The organism is Posidoniimonas corsicana, assembly GCF_007859765.1.
GTDB classification, from domain to species: domain Bacteria; phylum Planctomycetota; class Planctomycetia; order Pirellulales; family Lacipirellulaceae; genus Posidoniimonas; species Posidoniimonas corsicana.
Genome location: NZ_SIHJ01000005.1, coordinates 333,089 through 346,487 on the forward strand (window position 1 = coordinate 333,089; position 13,399 = coordinate 346,487).

10 protein-coding genes are annotated in these 13,399 nt (G+C 66.0%); 9 read left to right on the plus strand and 1 reads right to left on the minus strand.

Translation table 11 applies throughout. The annotated features are described in order from the left end of the window. Positions 1 to 116: 116 nt before the first annotated feature. From aceE to KOR34_RS24685, 8 genes are all read left to right on the plus strand, one after another. The gene (aceE, locus tag KOR34_RS24650; RefSeq protein ID WP_146568798.1) at positions 117 to 2,849 is read left to right on the plus strand and encodes a pyruvate dehydrogenase (acetyl-transferring), homodimeric type; all 2,733 of its coding nucleotides are present in this window, start codon (positions 117 to 119) and stop codon (positions 2,847 to 2,849) included. Between the two features lie 166 nt (positions 2,850 to 3,015). After that, positions 3,016 to 3,879 carry a hypothetical protein gene (locus KOR34_RS24655; protein ID WP_146568799.1) on the plus strand — a complete coding sequence of 288 codons (864 nt, stop codon included), beginning with the start codon at positions 3,016 to 3,018 and terminating at the stop codon, positions 3,877 to 3,879. Positions 3,880 to 4,133: 254 nt separating this feature from the next. Then, positions 4,134 to 5,501: a dihydrolipoamide acetyltransferase family protein gene (locus KOR34_RS24660; protein WP_146568800.1), complete on the plus strand. Its 1,368-nt coding sequence runs from the start codon at positions 4,134 to 4,136 to the stop codon at positions 5,499 to 5,501. A 66-nt stretch (positions 5,502 to 5,567) separates the two neighbouring features. Further along, entirely contained in the window at positions 5,568 to 5,900 is a 333-nt protein-coding gene (gene bamE / locus KOR34_RS24665; RefSeq protein WP_146568801.1) for an outer membrane protein assembly factor BamE domain-containing protein, read from the plus strand. Between the two features lie 65 nt (positions 5,901 to 5,965). Further along, positions 5,966 to 6,211, plus strand: coding sequence for a GlsB/YeaQ/YmgE family stress response membrane protein (locus KOR34_RS24670; protein WP_146568802.1), 246 nt, complete (start codon positions 5,966 to 5,968; stop codon positions 6,209 to 6,211). Positions 6,212 to 6,434: 223 nt separating this feature from the next. Then, positions 6,435 to 7,811, plus strand: coding sequence for a PPC domain-containing protein (locus tag KOR34_RS24675; RefSeq protein WP_146568803.1), 1,377 nt, complete (start codon positions 6,435 to 6,437; stop codon positions 7,809 to 7,811). 87 nt (positions 7,812 to 7,898) lie between these two features. After that, positions 7,899 to 8,417 carry a thiol peroxidase gene (gene tpx, locus KOR34_RS24680; protein WP_146568804.1) on the plus strand — a complete coding sequence of 173 codons (519 nt, stop codon included), beginning with the start codon at positions 7,899 to 7,901 and terminating at the stop codon, positions 8,415 to 8,417. A 143-nt stretch (positions 8,418 to 8,560) separates the two neighbouring features. Further along, on the plus strand, positions 8,561 to 9,820 hold the full coding sequence (locus KOR34_RS24685) for a cytochrome-c peroxidase (protein ID WP_146568805.1): 1,260 nt from the start codon (positions 8,561 to 8,563) through the stop codon (positions 9,818 to 9,820). 96 nt (positions 9,821 to 9,916) lie between these two features. On the opposite strand, the gene KOR34_RS24690 is transcribed toward KOR34_RS24685, so the two are convergent. After that, positions 9,917 to 11,701: a CotH kinase family protein gene (locus KOR34_RS24690; RefSeq protein ID WP_146568806.1), complete on the minus strand. Its 1,785-nt coding sequence runs from the start codon at positions 11,699 to 11,701 to the stop codon at positions 9,917 to 9,919. A gap of 1,165 nt (positions 11,702 to 12,866) precedes the next feature. Here KOR34_RS24690 and KOR34_RS24695 point away from each other — a divergent pair. Further along, positions 12,867 to 13,268, plus strand: coding sequence for a hypothetical protein (locus tag KOR34_RS24695; RefSeq protein WP_146568807.1), 402 nt, complete (start codon positions 12,867 to 12,869; stop codon positions 13,266 to 13,268). Positions 13,269 to 13,399 lie beyond the last annotated feature (131 nt).

A 13,399-nucleotide genomic window follows, 5' to 3' on the forward strand; every position in this document is an offset into this window, starting at 1 on the left:
CCGGGAGGATTCCTCCCACGGGCCGCCGTTCACGAGCGTTTAGTCAGTGATCCCCCTGCCCGCCCCGCGCCGTCTCCTTTGTGCCCTTCGTGGTTCATCCTTCACTAGGAATCACCATGGCTAGCGCCGAAATCAACTCCAACTCTCCCATCCCAAACGACGTCGACCCGCAGGAGACGAACGAGTGGCTCGAGTCTCTCGACTACGTGCTGGAGAGCAAGGGTCCCGAGCGGGTGAGCGAGCTCCTCAGCGCGCTCGAGGCGGCCGCGGTCCGCAACGGCGTCGAGCTGCCGTTCACAGCCACCACGCCGTACATCAACACCATCCCCCGCAGCGAGCAGCCCGCCTACCCGGGCGACCGTGAGCTGGAGCGGCGCATCAAGAGCTACGTCCGCTGGAACGCGATGGCGATGGTCACGCGGGCCAACCGGCACCCGTCGTCGCCCGGCGGCCACATCAGCACGTTCGCGTCCAGCGCGACGCTGTACGAGGTGGCCCAGAACCACGTGTTCCGCGGCCGCGGCGAGGACGGCTTCTCCGGCGACCAGATCTACTTCCAGGGCCACGCGGCGCCGGGCATGTACAGCCGGGCGTTTTTGGAGGGGCGGCTGACCGAGCAGAACCTGGTGAACTTCCGCCGCGAGCTGGGCGAGGGGGGCGGCCTGTCCAGCTACCCGCACCCCTGGCTGATGCCCGACTTCTGGGAGTTCCCCACGGTGTCGATGGGCCTGGCGCCGATCATGGCGATCTACCAGGCGCGGTTCAACGAGTACCTGACCGACCGCGGCATCAAGGACCTGTCGAAGAAACGCGTGTGGGCGTTCCTCGGCGACGGCGAGTGCGACGAGCCCGAGACCCTGGGCGCCATCACTCTCGCCAGCCGCGAGAAGCTGGAGAACCTCTGCTTCGTCATCAACTGCAACCTGCAGCGCCTGGACGGGCCGGTCCGCGGCAACAGCAAGGTGATCCAGGAGCTGGAGGGCACGTTCCGCGGCGCCGGCTGGAACGTGATTAAGGTCATCTGGGGCGGCGACTGGGACCCGCTGGTCGAGGACGACCACGACGGGCTGCTGGCCCGCCGCATGATGGAGGTCGTGGACGGCGAGTACCAGAAGTACGTGGTGGCCGGCGGCGACTACATCCGCAGCAAGTTCTTCGGCAAGTACCCCGAGCTGCTGGAGCGGGTCAAGAACCTCTCGGACGAGAAGCTCCGCAAGATGAAGCGCGGCGGCCACGACCCCGAGAAGGTCTACGCGGCCTACCACCGCGCCATGACGCTCAAGAACGGCAAGCCGACCGTGATCATCGCCAAGACCATCAAGGGCTACGGCCTGGGCGAGGGCGGCGAGGGTCGCAACATGACCCACAACAAGAAGAAGGCCAACGAGGAGGAGCTCCGCGAGTTCCGCACCCGGTTCGGCATCCCGATCTCCGACGAGCGCGTCGCCGAGGCGCCGTTCTACCGCCCGCCCGAGGACAGCCCGGAGATGCAGTACCTCCGCAAGCGGCGCGAAGAGCTGGGCGGCCCGGCGCCGTCGCGTCAGGCGGCCGCCGCCGACTTCGAGGTGCCCACCCTCGAGGAGTACGGCAAGACGCTCGACAAGCTGGTGAGCCGCGGCGAGGGCAAGGAGCTGTCGACCACGATGGGCTTCGTCCGCCTGCTGACCGACCTGCTGCGTGACAAGAAGATCGGCAAGTACATCGTGCCGATCGTGCCCGACGAGTCGCGCACGTTCGGCATGGAGGGCCTGTTCCGCCAGGTCGGCATCTACGCGCACGCCGGCCAGCTGTACGAGCCGGTCGACGCCGACGACATCGCCTACTACAAGGAGGCCCAGGACGGGCAGCTGCTGGAAGAGGGGATCACCGAGGCGGGCTCGATGAGCTCGTTCAACGCCGCCGGCACCGCGTACAGCAGCCACGGCGTGAACATGATCCCGATGTACATCTACTACAGCATGTTCGGCTTCCAGCGGATCGGCGACCTCATCTGGGCCGCCGCCGACATGCGGGCCAAGGGCTTCCTGCTGGGCGGCACCGCCGGCCGCACCACCCTCAACGGCGAGGGCCTGCAGCACCAGGACGGCCACTCGCTGGTCAACGCCATCGCGTTCCCCACCGTCCGCGCGTACGACCCGGCCTACAACTACGAGACCGCGGTCATCATCTTCCACGGCCTGCACAAGATGTACGTGGAGAACGAGACCTGCATCTACTACCTGATGCTGGAAAACGAGAACGTGATGATGCCCGAGATGCCCAAGGGCCCCGACGGCGGTCTGTCGGGCGAGGTGATCGAGGGCATCGTCCGTGGCATGTACAAGGTGAAGAGCGTCGACGCTCAGGACGCGAAGCAGCGGGTGCAGCTGTTCGGCTCCGGCTCCATCCTGCACGGCATTCTGGACGCGCAGCAGATCCTGGCCGAGAAGTACGGCGTGTCGTCCGACGCGTGGAGCGTGACGAGCTACAACGAGCTCCGCCGCGACGCGCAGGAGTGCGAGCGGTGGAACATGCTCAACCCCACCTCGCCCGCCAAGCGGAGCTTCTTCCAGGACCAGATGGAGGGCTCCGAGGGCCCGATCATCGCCGCCAGCGACTACCTCCGCTGCCTGAGCGAGCAGCTGCTGCCCTGGGCGCCCAACGGCATGTTCGCCCTGGGCACCGACGGCATGGGCCGCAGCGAGAGCCGCGAGAACCTGCGTCGGCACTTCGAGGTGGACGCCGAGTCGGTGGTGATCGCCACGCTGTACAAGCTCGCCAAGGACGGCCAACGCGAGATGAGCGAGGTCGAGCAGGCGATCAAGGACCTCGGCGTGAACCCGGACAAGGTCTCGGCGCTCTATGCCTAAGTAAGTAGCCCGCGAGCCACGCCTCGCGGGAAGCTGCCGCGCCAACGCCGAGCAAGAACCCTAGGACGGTTGAGAGAAGCAAGCAATGGATCTTCAGTGTGGACGACGCCTTGTGGCGGCCTGCTTGCTGATCTTGGGACTTGGCTCCCCCGTTGCAGCGGGCGCGTTGGATGAACTGGTCTCGTCGCTGCCGGTGCTAGAGAGCGGCCGTGAGGATCTCACGAGCTTCCAGGCAAGAATCGAGATTGCCGGTGTGCGGGGACAACTTTCCTGGCGACAAGGGGAGCCGCTTTCCGCCTATGTGACCAGTGGGGACGATCGCCCAATTGCGTTGCTATCCAACAACCGAGCGTTGCTGTTCGATCCGACCGTGCCCACCGTGTGGATGGCGAAGCTTGCTCGGCCGGTCATAGGCCTGACCGTTGCCGATGGGAAGCTTTCGTTCGATCTCGGCTCCTACAAGCCAGACAGAGTTGGCCCTGACGTGTTGATTGACCTGCCGGCTCTAGCCACTGGCGACTTCGCCAAAGCGCAGGTAGAGTCGCACGACGATGTCGACCGGTACACGTACCCTACACGGTCCGGAACCATTGAGCTGGTCGCCGTGTTCAAGACCGCCCCGGTTCCAAAGCTAGTAACCCTGTCCTATCGCCAGCTCGACGCTCAGGAAGGCATACCCTTTGAGTTGAAAATCGACCAGATCCGCGTCAACGCAGACGATACCGCATTGTGGCGCATCCCGTCGCCCCAGGAGGTAGCAGCGGTGGCACGAGTGAACGATGGCGTGGATGTCGCTGACGACGACAAGTTTGCTAACGTCGCGGATAAAGCATTTCACTTAATGGGCGGGATGATGGAGAGCTTCCTGCGAATAGTCACGGTGCGAGAAGCCCTAAGTAGCCAAGAAGATCCCCCACAGGTACCGTATGTTAAGAACTGGCAGGCGGTCAGGGACCTCGATGATGGAATCTCCCCCGCCCTGAGCGCCCTGATCCTCCTGACTCAAGAACCACCACCGTCCGAATCCTAATGCCGAACACACGCACAATGCTCCGGACTGATGGCAGCCCGAACTGAACGACACCTGAACTTGAACTCCTGCACTTGTGATCGCGACAGCGGTACGGAACCGGAAAGATCTATTAGTAATACGTACTAACAGGAATGACTGACCAGCCAACAGGCTCCGCACCCGCATATCATTCGTGGCGGGCGACCAATTAAGTCCGCGTGTGGCTGTGTTTGCCACCAGAGCCCTAAGCTACCTTCGACTGCAAGCTTGCTATGCCTACAGAAATCAAACTCCCCGCCCTGGGCGAAAACATTGACTCCGGCGACGTGCTCTCCATCCTCGTGAGCGAGGGCGACACCGTCGACAAGGACCAGGACCTCTTGGAGATCGAGACCGACAAGGCCACGATGCCGGTCCCCAGCCCCGAGGCGGGCACGATCACCAAGATCCTGGTCGCCGAGGGCGACACGGTCGAGGTCGGCAAGGCGCTGTTCGAGATCGAGGCCGGCGGCGGCGCGGCCCCCGCGCCCGCGGCGCCCAAGGAAGAACCGAAGCCGGAGCCCAAGCCGGAGCCCGCGGCCGAACAACCGGCGCCAGCCCCGGCACCTGAGCCTGAGCCGGCCCCGGCGCCGACTGTCGAGCATGAGTCAACGGCTGCTGCGACCGCGGTAGCCGAGCCGCAGCCTGCCCCCGCTCCCGCGCCGCAACCGGCGGCGACCGATGCCCCCGGCGACGGCTACTCGGCCGCGGCCGCCGGCCCGTCGGTCCGACGGCTGGCCCGCGAGCTCGGCGTCGAGCTGCGTCGGGTGCGTCCGTCCGGCGAGAGCGGCCGCATCACCGAGGACGACGTCCGCAACCACGTCCGCCGTGAGAGCGAGAAGGCCAACGCGGCCTCGACGACCAACGCCCCCGGCCGGCCCAGCTCCGACGGCCAGGGCGCAACCCGCGTCGAGAAGATGAGCCGCATGCGGCAGACCATCGCCCGCAACATGGTGGCCAGCTACACCACCATCCCGCAGCTCACCAACTTCGACGACGTCGACATCACCGAGCTGGAGGAGATGCGGCAGCAGTCTAAGGGCGACTACGCCAAGCGCGGCCTGAAGCTGTCGCAGATGCCGTTCCTGGTGAAGGCGATCGCCAGCAGCCTCAAGGCGCACCCGATCGTCAACGCGTCGGTCGACATGGAGAACAACCAGGTCATCTACAAGGAGTACGTGAACATCGGCATCGCCGTGGACACGGACCGCGGCCTGGCGGTGCCCGTGCTCCGCGACGCCGACCGCATGAGCATCTCGCAGATCGCCCGCGGCCTGGACGACCTGGTCGCCAAGGCGCGGGACGGCAAGCTGTCGCTCGAGGAGATGCAGGGCGGCACGTTCACCATCAGCAACATGGGCGCGGTAGGCGGCACGTACAGCACGCCGATCATCAACCCGCCGGAGGTGGCCATCATCCTGATCGGCCGCAGCCGGATGCTGCCCACGGTCGTCGAGGGCGGTGGGATCGAGCCGCGGCTGATCATGCCGCTGAGCCTGACCTACGACCACCGCGTGGTGGATGGCGCTGACGCGGCCCGCTTCCTGAACGAGGTGAAGGGCTTCCTCGCCGCGCCGGGGCGGTTGCTGCTGGCGCCGTAGTTGCTGGACTCATAGTCGGTTGCCAATCGCAAACTCACATCTCCTGCTGCGGAGGACGGCGGAGACTTGAGCGCCCCCACCAAGGACCAAACCGCCCCAGAACGCGAAGAGCCGCTACGATTCTCGCTGCGGGATGGATTCGTCTTCGTGACCGTCTGCTGCGTGTTGCTTGCCGCCGGTATCGGCCTGGTCCGCTACATGGGCCCGATCATTCCGCTCAGCGTCGAGGCTCAGTTGACGCCAGGCATGTCGCAATCCCAGGTGCGCGAGCTCCTTGGAGAACCGAACGAGATCGAGGAGAGCCGATGGGTCTACACGAGATCTGCAAATCCGGGGTGGTGCTCAATCTATTGGGACGACTCGGAAAAGTTGAGCTACGTCGACAATGAATGGCCGTAGTTTCTTGCCTCGGCCGAGGTTAGCGTGAATCTCTATTGCCAATAGGCTTGTCCTCGCACCCGCTTATGTCTTTCGTCTACTGGATCCTGATCGGCCTAGCCGCGGGGTGGCTGGCGAGCCTGCTGACCAAGAGCGGGAAGCCCGGCATCGTAGGGCTGCTGCTGGTGGGGATGACCGGGGCGCTGCTGGGCGGCCTCTTGATCTGGCTCCTCGGATTCTCGGCCAACACGCTGCTGGCGGAGCTGATCACCGCGACCGCCGGGGCGGTTCTGCTGATCCTGCTGCTCCGCCGGTGGGTTTGGCGGGGCTAGTTCGGTGGTGTGGACCACCAAACCGCCCGCCACGCCGCCAAAAGCTGTCCGGAATCTCTAGCTTGTGGGTATGATGGAGGGGCAGCGGCCGCCTGGTTGCAACGCGACCACCTCCGCGGACCTACCCTGCTGCTCCGACTGATCGCGAAGCTCCCGCCCCCGGAACGGCCGGAGCCAGTACCGTGCGGTGGGCTCCTGACCCCCGCGACCCGAGGGGGTGCTCATGAACCCGACGAGAGTCTGGCGCGCCGCGATCGCGGTTTGCGCCCTCACAGTCGTTCTGGCGGGCCCCCTGCGCGCGTGCGTCCTGTGCGAAGCGCTGGGCTGTCCCGCCCATCCCTCGGGCGACCACAACCACGCCCTGCCGGAGCCTTCTCAGGTGGCGTCCGGCGTGGGCCTCTACTCGTACGACGCGCCCGTGCCCCGGGGCGGGCGCCCCACTTCGACGGTCCCCGTCTTTAACAGCCGCCCCGGCGCGCACGCCAAGCTGTTCCTCGACTTCGACGGCGTCGACTTCGGGTCGCTGTCGTGGAGCGGCAAGCTGCCCGGTCTGCGGCCGGCCTACGACATCGATGGCGACATCTCGACGTTCGGAACCGAAGAGCAGCGGAGGATCGAGCAGATCTGGTCGCGCGTGGCCGAGGCGTACTCGATGTTCGACATCAATGTCACGACCGAGGACCCGGGCAACTACAACCGCCGCGAGTCGGCGCACATTGTGATCTCCGGGAATAACGAGTGGTACGGCGGCGGCGGCGGCGTGGCGTACATTGGCGGGTTCTCCAGCAGCGCGTCCGCACAGACCCGCCGCACCGGATGGGTGTTCCCGGGCAACCTCCGCAGCGGCGACGCCAAGGTGGTGGCGGACGCCGCAATTCACGAAGCCGGGCACCTATTCGGCCTGCAGCACCAGAGCACGTACACCACCGCCGGCACACGCACCGACACCTACGACAGCAACTCCGACTCGATCCTCAGCGCCCCCAACCTGGGAGTGGCCTACAACGCGCGGCGGGGCCTGTGGTCCATCGGCGCCAACTCCAACAGCGCCAACTCGGTCGTCGACGAGATCACCACTATCGCCCGCAGCACGAATGGCTTCGGCTACGCTCCCGACGAGCCCGGGACCGGCTTCGCCAACGCGGAGCTGTTTATGCCGTCGGCCGACCCGCTGCGGGGCGTGATCCGTGACAACAACGACGCCGACTTCTACCGCTTCGAGGTTACCGAGCCGTCGGAGGTCAGCCTGCTGGTGGACGTCGCCCAGTACGGCCCGAACCTGGACGCCCGGCTCGCCCTGTACGACAGCGACCAGATGCTGCTGTTCGAGGACGACCCGACCCTCTCGACCAGCCGCGAGTCGCTGACAGCCAGCTTCGCCGGCGTGCTCGAGGCCGGCGTGTACTTCCTGGAGGTCGCCTCGCACGGCGGCTTCACCTACGACAACGGCCCCCGCGACCGCACGCTGGTGGACGCCGGGCAGTACTTCCTGAGCGGCCTGGTCGCGGCGGTTGTGCCCGAGCCGGGCGCGGTTGCGCTGCTCGCGCTGCTGGGGTGCGCGTCGGCCCCGCATCTTGGCCGCGGCGTGCGGCGACGCTAGCGCCCACCCGGCGACACTTGCCGACCCGCTGGGGCGGGGGGATACTAGGGGGCTCACCTCAACCTCCCCCGCTCCCCAGGAACCACCATGTCACGCCCCGGAGCCGTTACTTTCAAAGGCGCCCCCGTCACGCTAGCCGGCGACGCCGTAGCCGCAGGCCAGGCCGCGCCCGACTTTACCCTGCACTACTTCGAGGGCGGCATGCAGACGCTCTCGCTGGCCGACCTCAAGGGCAAGCCGACGCTGCTGAGCGTGGTGCCGTCGCTCGACACGGGCGTGTGCGCCATGCAGACCAAGAAGTTCAACGAGTCGCTCGGCGAGCTGGGCGACAAGATCAACGCCGTGACGGTCAGCATGGACCTGCCGTTCGCGATGAACCGCTTCTGCGGCGCCGAGGACATCAAGAACCTGCGGGTCGGCAGCGACTACCAGGACCGCGGCTTCGGCCAGGGCTGGGGCACGCTGATCGAGGAGCTGAAGATCCTCTGCCGCGCGGCCTTCGTCATGGACGCCGACGGCAAGCTGACCCACGTGGAGTACGTCAGCGAGGTGACCAACGAGCCCGACTACGACGCCGCCCTCGCCGCGGTGAAATCGGCCGTGTAACGCCGCTATAAGCTGCAGACCCGGGACGCGCCGCGGCGGATTGTCGCGTCTGCCGCGGCGCCCGGCGTCCCCGCCCCAGAGGCTGCTATAATACGAGGACCGCGGCTGCCCGCCGCACCCCTGCAGCCCTCCCGCCCTCCCCCATGCCCCGCCCCCTCGGCATCGCGCTCGCTAGCCTCGCCGCGGCCACGCTGTTCGCCGCCAACGAGCCCGCTGCGCAGCCGCAGCCAGGCGAGACTATCACCCTCGGTCAGGGCGACCTGCTGACCGGGCTGCCGGGCGAGGGTCCGCTGACCGCCGCGGAGCTGGCCGACTGGCTCGCCGACCCCGCCAGCCACCGCCCGCTAGACCCACGGCTGCCGCTCGGCCTCGCCGCGGGGCAGGCGAGCATCAAGGGCCTGGACGCCAACCCGCTGACCCGGGCGAAGATCGAGCTCGGACGGCAGCTCTACTTTGACACGCGGCTCTCGAAGGACGACTCGGTAAGCTGCGCCTCATGCCACTCGCCCGAGCACGGCTACGCGGCCGACACCCGCTTCGGCGTCGGCATCGAGGGCCTGGAGGGCGAACGCAACTCGCCCACCGCCGCCAACCGGATCCTCTCCGACAAGCAGTTCTGGGACGGCCGCGCCGCCACGCTCGAGGAGCAGGCGGTCGGCCCGATCGCCAATCCAATCGAGATGGGCAACACGCACGACGCCTGCGCCATGTGCGTCACCGGCGTGGCGGGCTACCGGATGCAGTTTGAGCGGATCTTCCCGGACGGCGTCACGATCGACAACATCGGCCGCGCGCTGGCCAGCTTCGAGCGCGCGGTGGTGACCGGCGCATCGCCGTGGGACCACTACGCCGCGTTCCGCGACTTCGAGAAGAACTTTGAGGAAGAGCTGGAGGAGCCCGAGTTCTTCGCCGAGGACGAGCCGGAGCTGTATCAGGAGTACCTGGAGCTGAAGCGACGGGCGGACGCCAACCCAATCAGCGAGTCCGCCAAGCGCGGCGGCGAGCTGTTCTTCAGCGACGCCTCGGGCTGCACGCAGTGCCACGTCGGCCCCAACTTCACCGACGAGCTGTACCACAACCTGGGCGTCGGCATGGACCGGCCCGACGAGCAGATCGACTGGGGCCGCTCCGCCGTGACCAACCAGCCGTCCGACCGCGGCGCCTTCAAGACGCCCACCCTGCGGAACGTCGCCCAGACGGCGCCCTACATGCACGACGGCTCGCAGGCCACGCTGGAGGAGGTCGTCGACTGGTACGCCGATGGCGGCCACAAGAACCCTCACTTGAGCGACAAGATGAAGCCGCTGAAGCTGACCGACCAGCAGAAGGCCGACCTGGTCGCATTCATGAAAGCCCTCACCGGGCCCCTGCCGCGGGTCGAAACCGGCCGACTGCCGGAGTAGCCGCCCGCACAGTGGTACTCAAGCAGTTGGAGTCCGGCCTTCAGCCCGCATTCGATGCCGTTCGGGCACGCTGAAGCGTGGATTCCAACGGGCGAGCTACCGCGGCCCGCCGCGCATGCCGTCGAACATCCCGCCCCGCATCTCGACGATCTCTGCTTCAAACGCGCCGGCGATCTCGTCGCCCTCGTTGGTCCCGCCGCTGGTGAGCGTAAGCGTGCCGGTGAGCATCTGCCCGGGGAAGCCGAACTGACCGGCGCCTTCGCGCAGCGAACCAGAGACCCGGATCGGCTCGGTCTTGCCGGCCGCGAGCGCATCGCGATCGATCACCAGGGTGAGCGTCAGCCGCTGGTCGTCCGACGCGCGGCGGCCCCGCACCTCGATCGTGGCGGGCGGCGCTGGCGCCGGACCGTCTGAAGGCCCTGGCGGTCCGAAGCGCGGCATCTGCAGCGGCTGGGCGACCACGCCGGCTTCCTCCAAGGTGACCTCTTCGCCGTTGAGCGTCAGCGCGAGCTTCAGCTGGTCGCTCTGCTGGGCGGCGTTCGGGTCGTCGGACCAGTGGGTTGTGAACGAGCCGCTCGCGGCGCCCACCTCAACGGTGTGCATCGGCACGCGCGGCTTCTTGGCGACCTCCACCGGCCCGTCCTCCAGCTCCGCCATCACTACCTCGCGGCGGCCCTTGATAAACTCCCGCACGCGGTCGGTCGTCAGCGGCTGGATGCCCCACCCGCCGGACCGCGCGGAGGCCAGCTGGTCCTCGTGCAGTTGGCCGTCGACCAGCTGCTCGACGCGGTCGACCTCCGCCAGCAGTTGCTCCTCTTCCCAGGCGCTTGCGAGCACGTTGAGCATCGCCTGCTTGTACCGCGCGGGGATCCCGTCGGAGTGGTACAGGCGGTTGGGCAGCATGGCGGCCGCGTGGACCGCCTCGGAGTGCCGGCCGCCGCCCATCCGCGCGAACGGCCCGCCGCCGGTTGTGAAGCAGACGTCGGCGCCCCACGGGATAAACCGGTACCTGCCGTCGGACGGGTCGTCGTAGACGAAGTAGTTGTTCTGGTCCTGGGTGTAGCCGTCCCAGAACCCCAGCAGGCTCTCGACCGCCCAGAACCTGAGGAACTGGTCGATGTCGACCAACGTGCTCAGCTCCTCGACCGGCAGCCCGCCCTCGCCCTCCAGCAGCTCGGCCAGCCGCTTGGCGTCGGCGCGGTTCTCCTGGTCGGTCTTGGCCTCGAGCTTCTCGACCGCGCGGGGGTGGAAGTCTACGACCGTCCCTTCGTACAGCGCGCCGCTGTCGTCGCCGAAACGGGCCTTGAGGAACGGGGCGGTCACCGACTCCACGTTTGAGTACACCCCCAGCGGGCGGCCGTTCACCTTGACCAACGCCAGGCTGCAGCGCGGCGCGTGCACGCCGGCGTCGTTGAACACGCGGTACGCCAGCAGCTGGCTCAGCACCGACGCGTCCTGCTTGTTGTTGTTGAGCGTCAGCTTGTCCAGGCCCGCCGCCGGGTCCTGGTCGACGTACTTGTCGAACTTGATCTTGAGCGAGGGGCGGGTCTCGTCGAGCGAGCCAAAGAACCCCTTCTTGCGGACGCCGACCGACCCAACCGCGACGCCGTCGATTGTGACGTCGCCCTTGAAGTACGTGAACGGCTTGTCGGCCGGGTCCGATCCGAACATCGCGCCGAACCCGCCACGGAACCGCGTCTGCCGCCGCAGCTGGTCCCAATCCTCCTCGGGCAGCGTGATCTCTACCTCTAGCAACCGGCCAGGGTCGAACAACGCGTCCGGGTCCAGCTCCGCCGCCCCGCACCACAACGGCGACAGCACGCACCACACGAACACCGCCATCAGGCGGAACGCGGACCGGTAGGCAACCCTGCTCGACATCCAATCACTCCCTTCCTCAGGCAACGGAACCAGGACGCTAGAGAAAAACCCCGCGGCGTCGACTGGGTAGCGATTCTACTACGGGCAGCCGCCGACCGCGAATCCCGCTCCCTCTGCGGTGTTCGTTGGTAGCGTCGGAGCCCCATCGGTTTCAGTCCTCAACTCAGACAACAACGAGCCGAGGAGCGCCCCTTTCGTTGCGTCGGCCCTCAACCCGCTGTGGGCTCAACGCGACGATGGGGCCAGCGGGACGGCTCTCCTTCGTCACGTCGTCGCGGAAGCCGCGCGCTGAGCCGTGGCAGCGCAACGGCACGCCGCCGGCCGGGCGCTGCGCCCGGGGGTTTTGTCCAAAAACACCGCGGAGGGGACAAAACTCAGCGCACAGCTCCGCCCAGCATTTCCCCTAAGCCTTTTGAAAAACAGGCCTTACTGCAACCGCCGCCGAGCTGAGTGGCAGGGGTTTTGTCCGTTTTTGCCCACCGCAACGGACACAACCCCGCCCGCCATCAGACGCCCCTGAAGCCGGCACAGCGCTTCAGAACGGTCGACACAGCACGCCCGGCAACCATTCATTAGATTGCGCTGGGTGGCCGGTTTCTACTGAAATCCGGTAGTAATGGGAGCGGCTACGGACCAAGCTCCGACTACTGACGGCGAGCCGAAGTCCCCGCTACCGCACTGCCGGACAAGCCGGAGCATGGCGCCTGTCAGATTCTAGTTTCTTAGAGACCAGAATGTGCCCGTTTATCCCGACTAAAGGATTGCTTATCGCGGAACGGGACACTCTAGATTCAGACCGTTGACCACGATTCGCACTGCCAGCAAGCTGGGCAGTGGCGCCGAGCAGCAGTGCCACCGGCCGCATCAGCAGATAACATCGTAAATAATGGGCTTGATGATGCTGCAAGGCGTCACGCAGGTGGCGGTTTCGGAGTTGACGACAAAGGTTTTTCAACCACTACCGACAGACAACAGCAGAAGCCTGGGCGAAGGTTAGAGCAGCTGAACGCGGGGGTAAACCAGTTGTCTTAGAAGCAGATGGCAATGGCTTGCCTTTGCGGCCTGGCAGCCCAGGAGACTGGGCTGATCCAGATGAATTGTTCATCGATCCGAGCGATTTTGGCCAAGTTGGCCCAGGGACTTTCCAACCCAACGGTACATATCAATGCCAATGGTACTCATTCGCTGCAGGTCTGATTCCGGAAAGCGTTTCGATCCAGAAGACCTTCGCAGCCGTTTACTCGAACAGTTTCCCGAAGCTACTTTTGACAGCGAAGAACAGACCTCCAAACGATTGCGATTAATGAAGGCTTTGCCTGTAGCCGAAAAGCCACCCAAGTATGTATTGGATAAGACAGCCAGCGACGGCCAAGAATACGGACCCACATATGCGTTTGAATTCCACTCAAATTGCGTGCGTGTGCATGGCAATGTTCGTAGTGTAGACGCAGTATTTCTTATGAACGATATGCCATCACAGGAATGCTGGCGACGCATGCTAGAATTTGCAGAGTCAATCGAAGGAGATGTGATAGAAATCGATAAAGAAGATCGCGGTCGCCGCTAGGTGGTGACCAGCCCCCCCGGACAGTACCAGTATCTATGTTAAGGCCAGCAGGCCGCTCGCTTGGCTCGCTGTAGGCGTAGCCGGAAGCGAGCCAAGCGAGCGGATCGCCTCGGGGGCTGGGGGCCGGTAGC

Excerpts from the sequence above, each read along its gene's own strand:
- KOR34_RS24690 (WP_146568806.1), bottom strand. The coding sequence starts at position 11,701 with ATGTCGAGCAGGGTTGCCTACCGGTCCGCGTTCCGCCTGATGGCGGTG.
- KOR34_RS24685 (WP_146568805.1), top strand. The coding sequence starts at position 8,561 with ATGCCCCGCCCCCTCGGCATCGCGCTCGCTAGCCTCGCCGCGGCCACG.
- KOR34_RS24670 (WP_146568802.1), top strand. The coding sequence starts at position 5,966 with ATGTCTTTCGTCTACTGGATCCTGATCGGCCTAGCCGCGGGGTGGCTG.
- tpx (WP_146568804.1), top strand. The coding sequence starts at position 7,899 with ATGTCACGCCCCGGAGCCGTTACTTTCAAAGGCGCCCCCGTCACGCTA.
- KOR34_RS24695 (WP_146568807.1), top strand. The coding sequence starts at position 12,867 with ATGCCAATGGTACTCATTCGCTGCAGGTCTGATTCCGGAAAGCGTTTC.
- aceE (WP_146568798.1), top strand. The coding sequence starts at position 117 with ATGGCTAGCGCCGAAATCAACTCCAACTCTCCCATCCCAAACGACGTC.
- KOR34_RS24675 (WP_146568803.1), top strand. The coding sequence starts at position 6,435 with ATGAACCCGACGAGAGTCTGGCGCGCCGCGATCGCGGTTTGCGCCCTC.
- KOR34_RS24660 (WP_146568800.1), top strand. The coding sequence starts at position 4,134 with ATGCCTACAGAAATCAAACTCCCCGCCCTGGGCGAAAACATTGACTCC.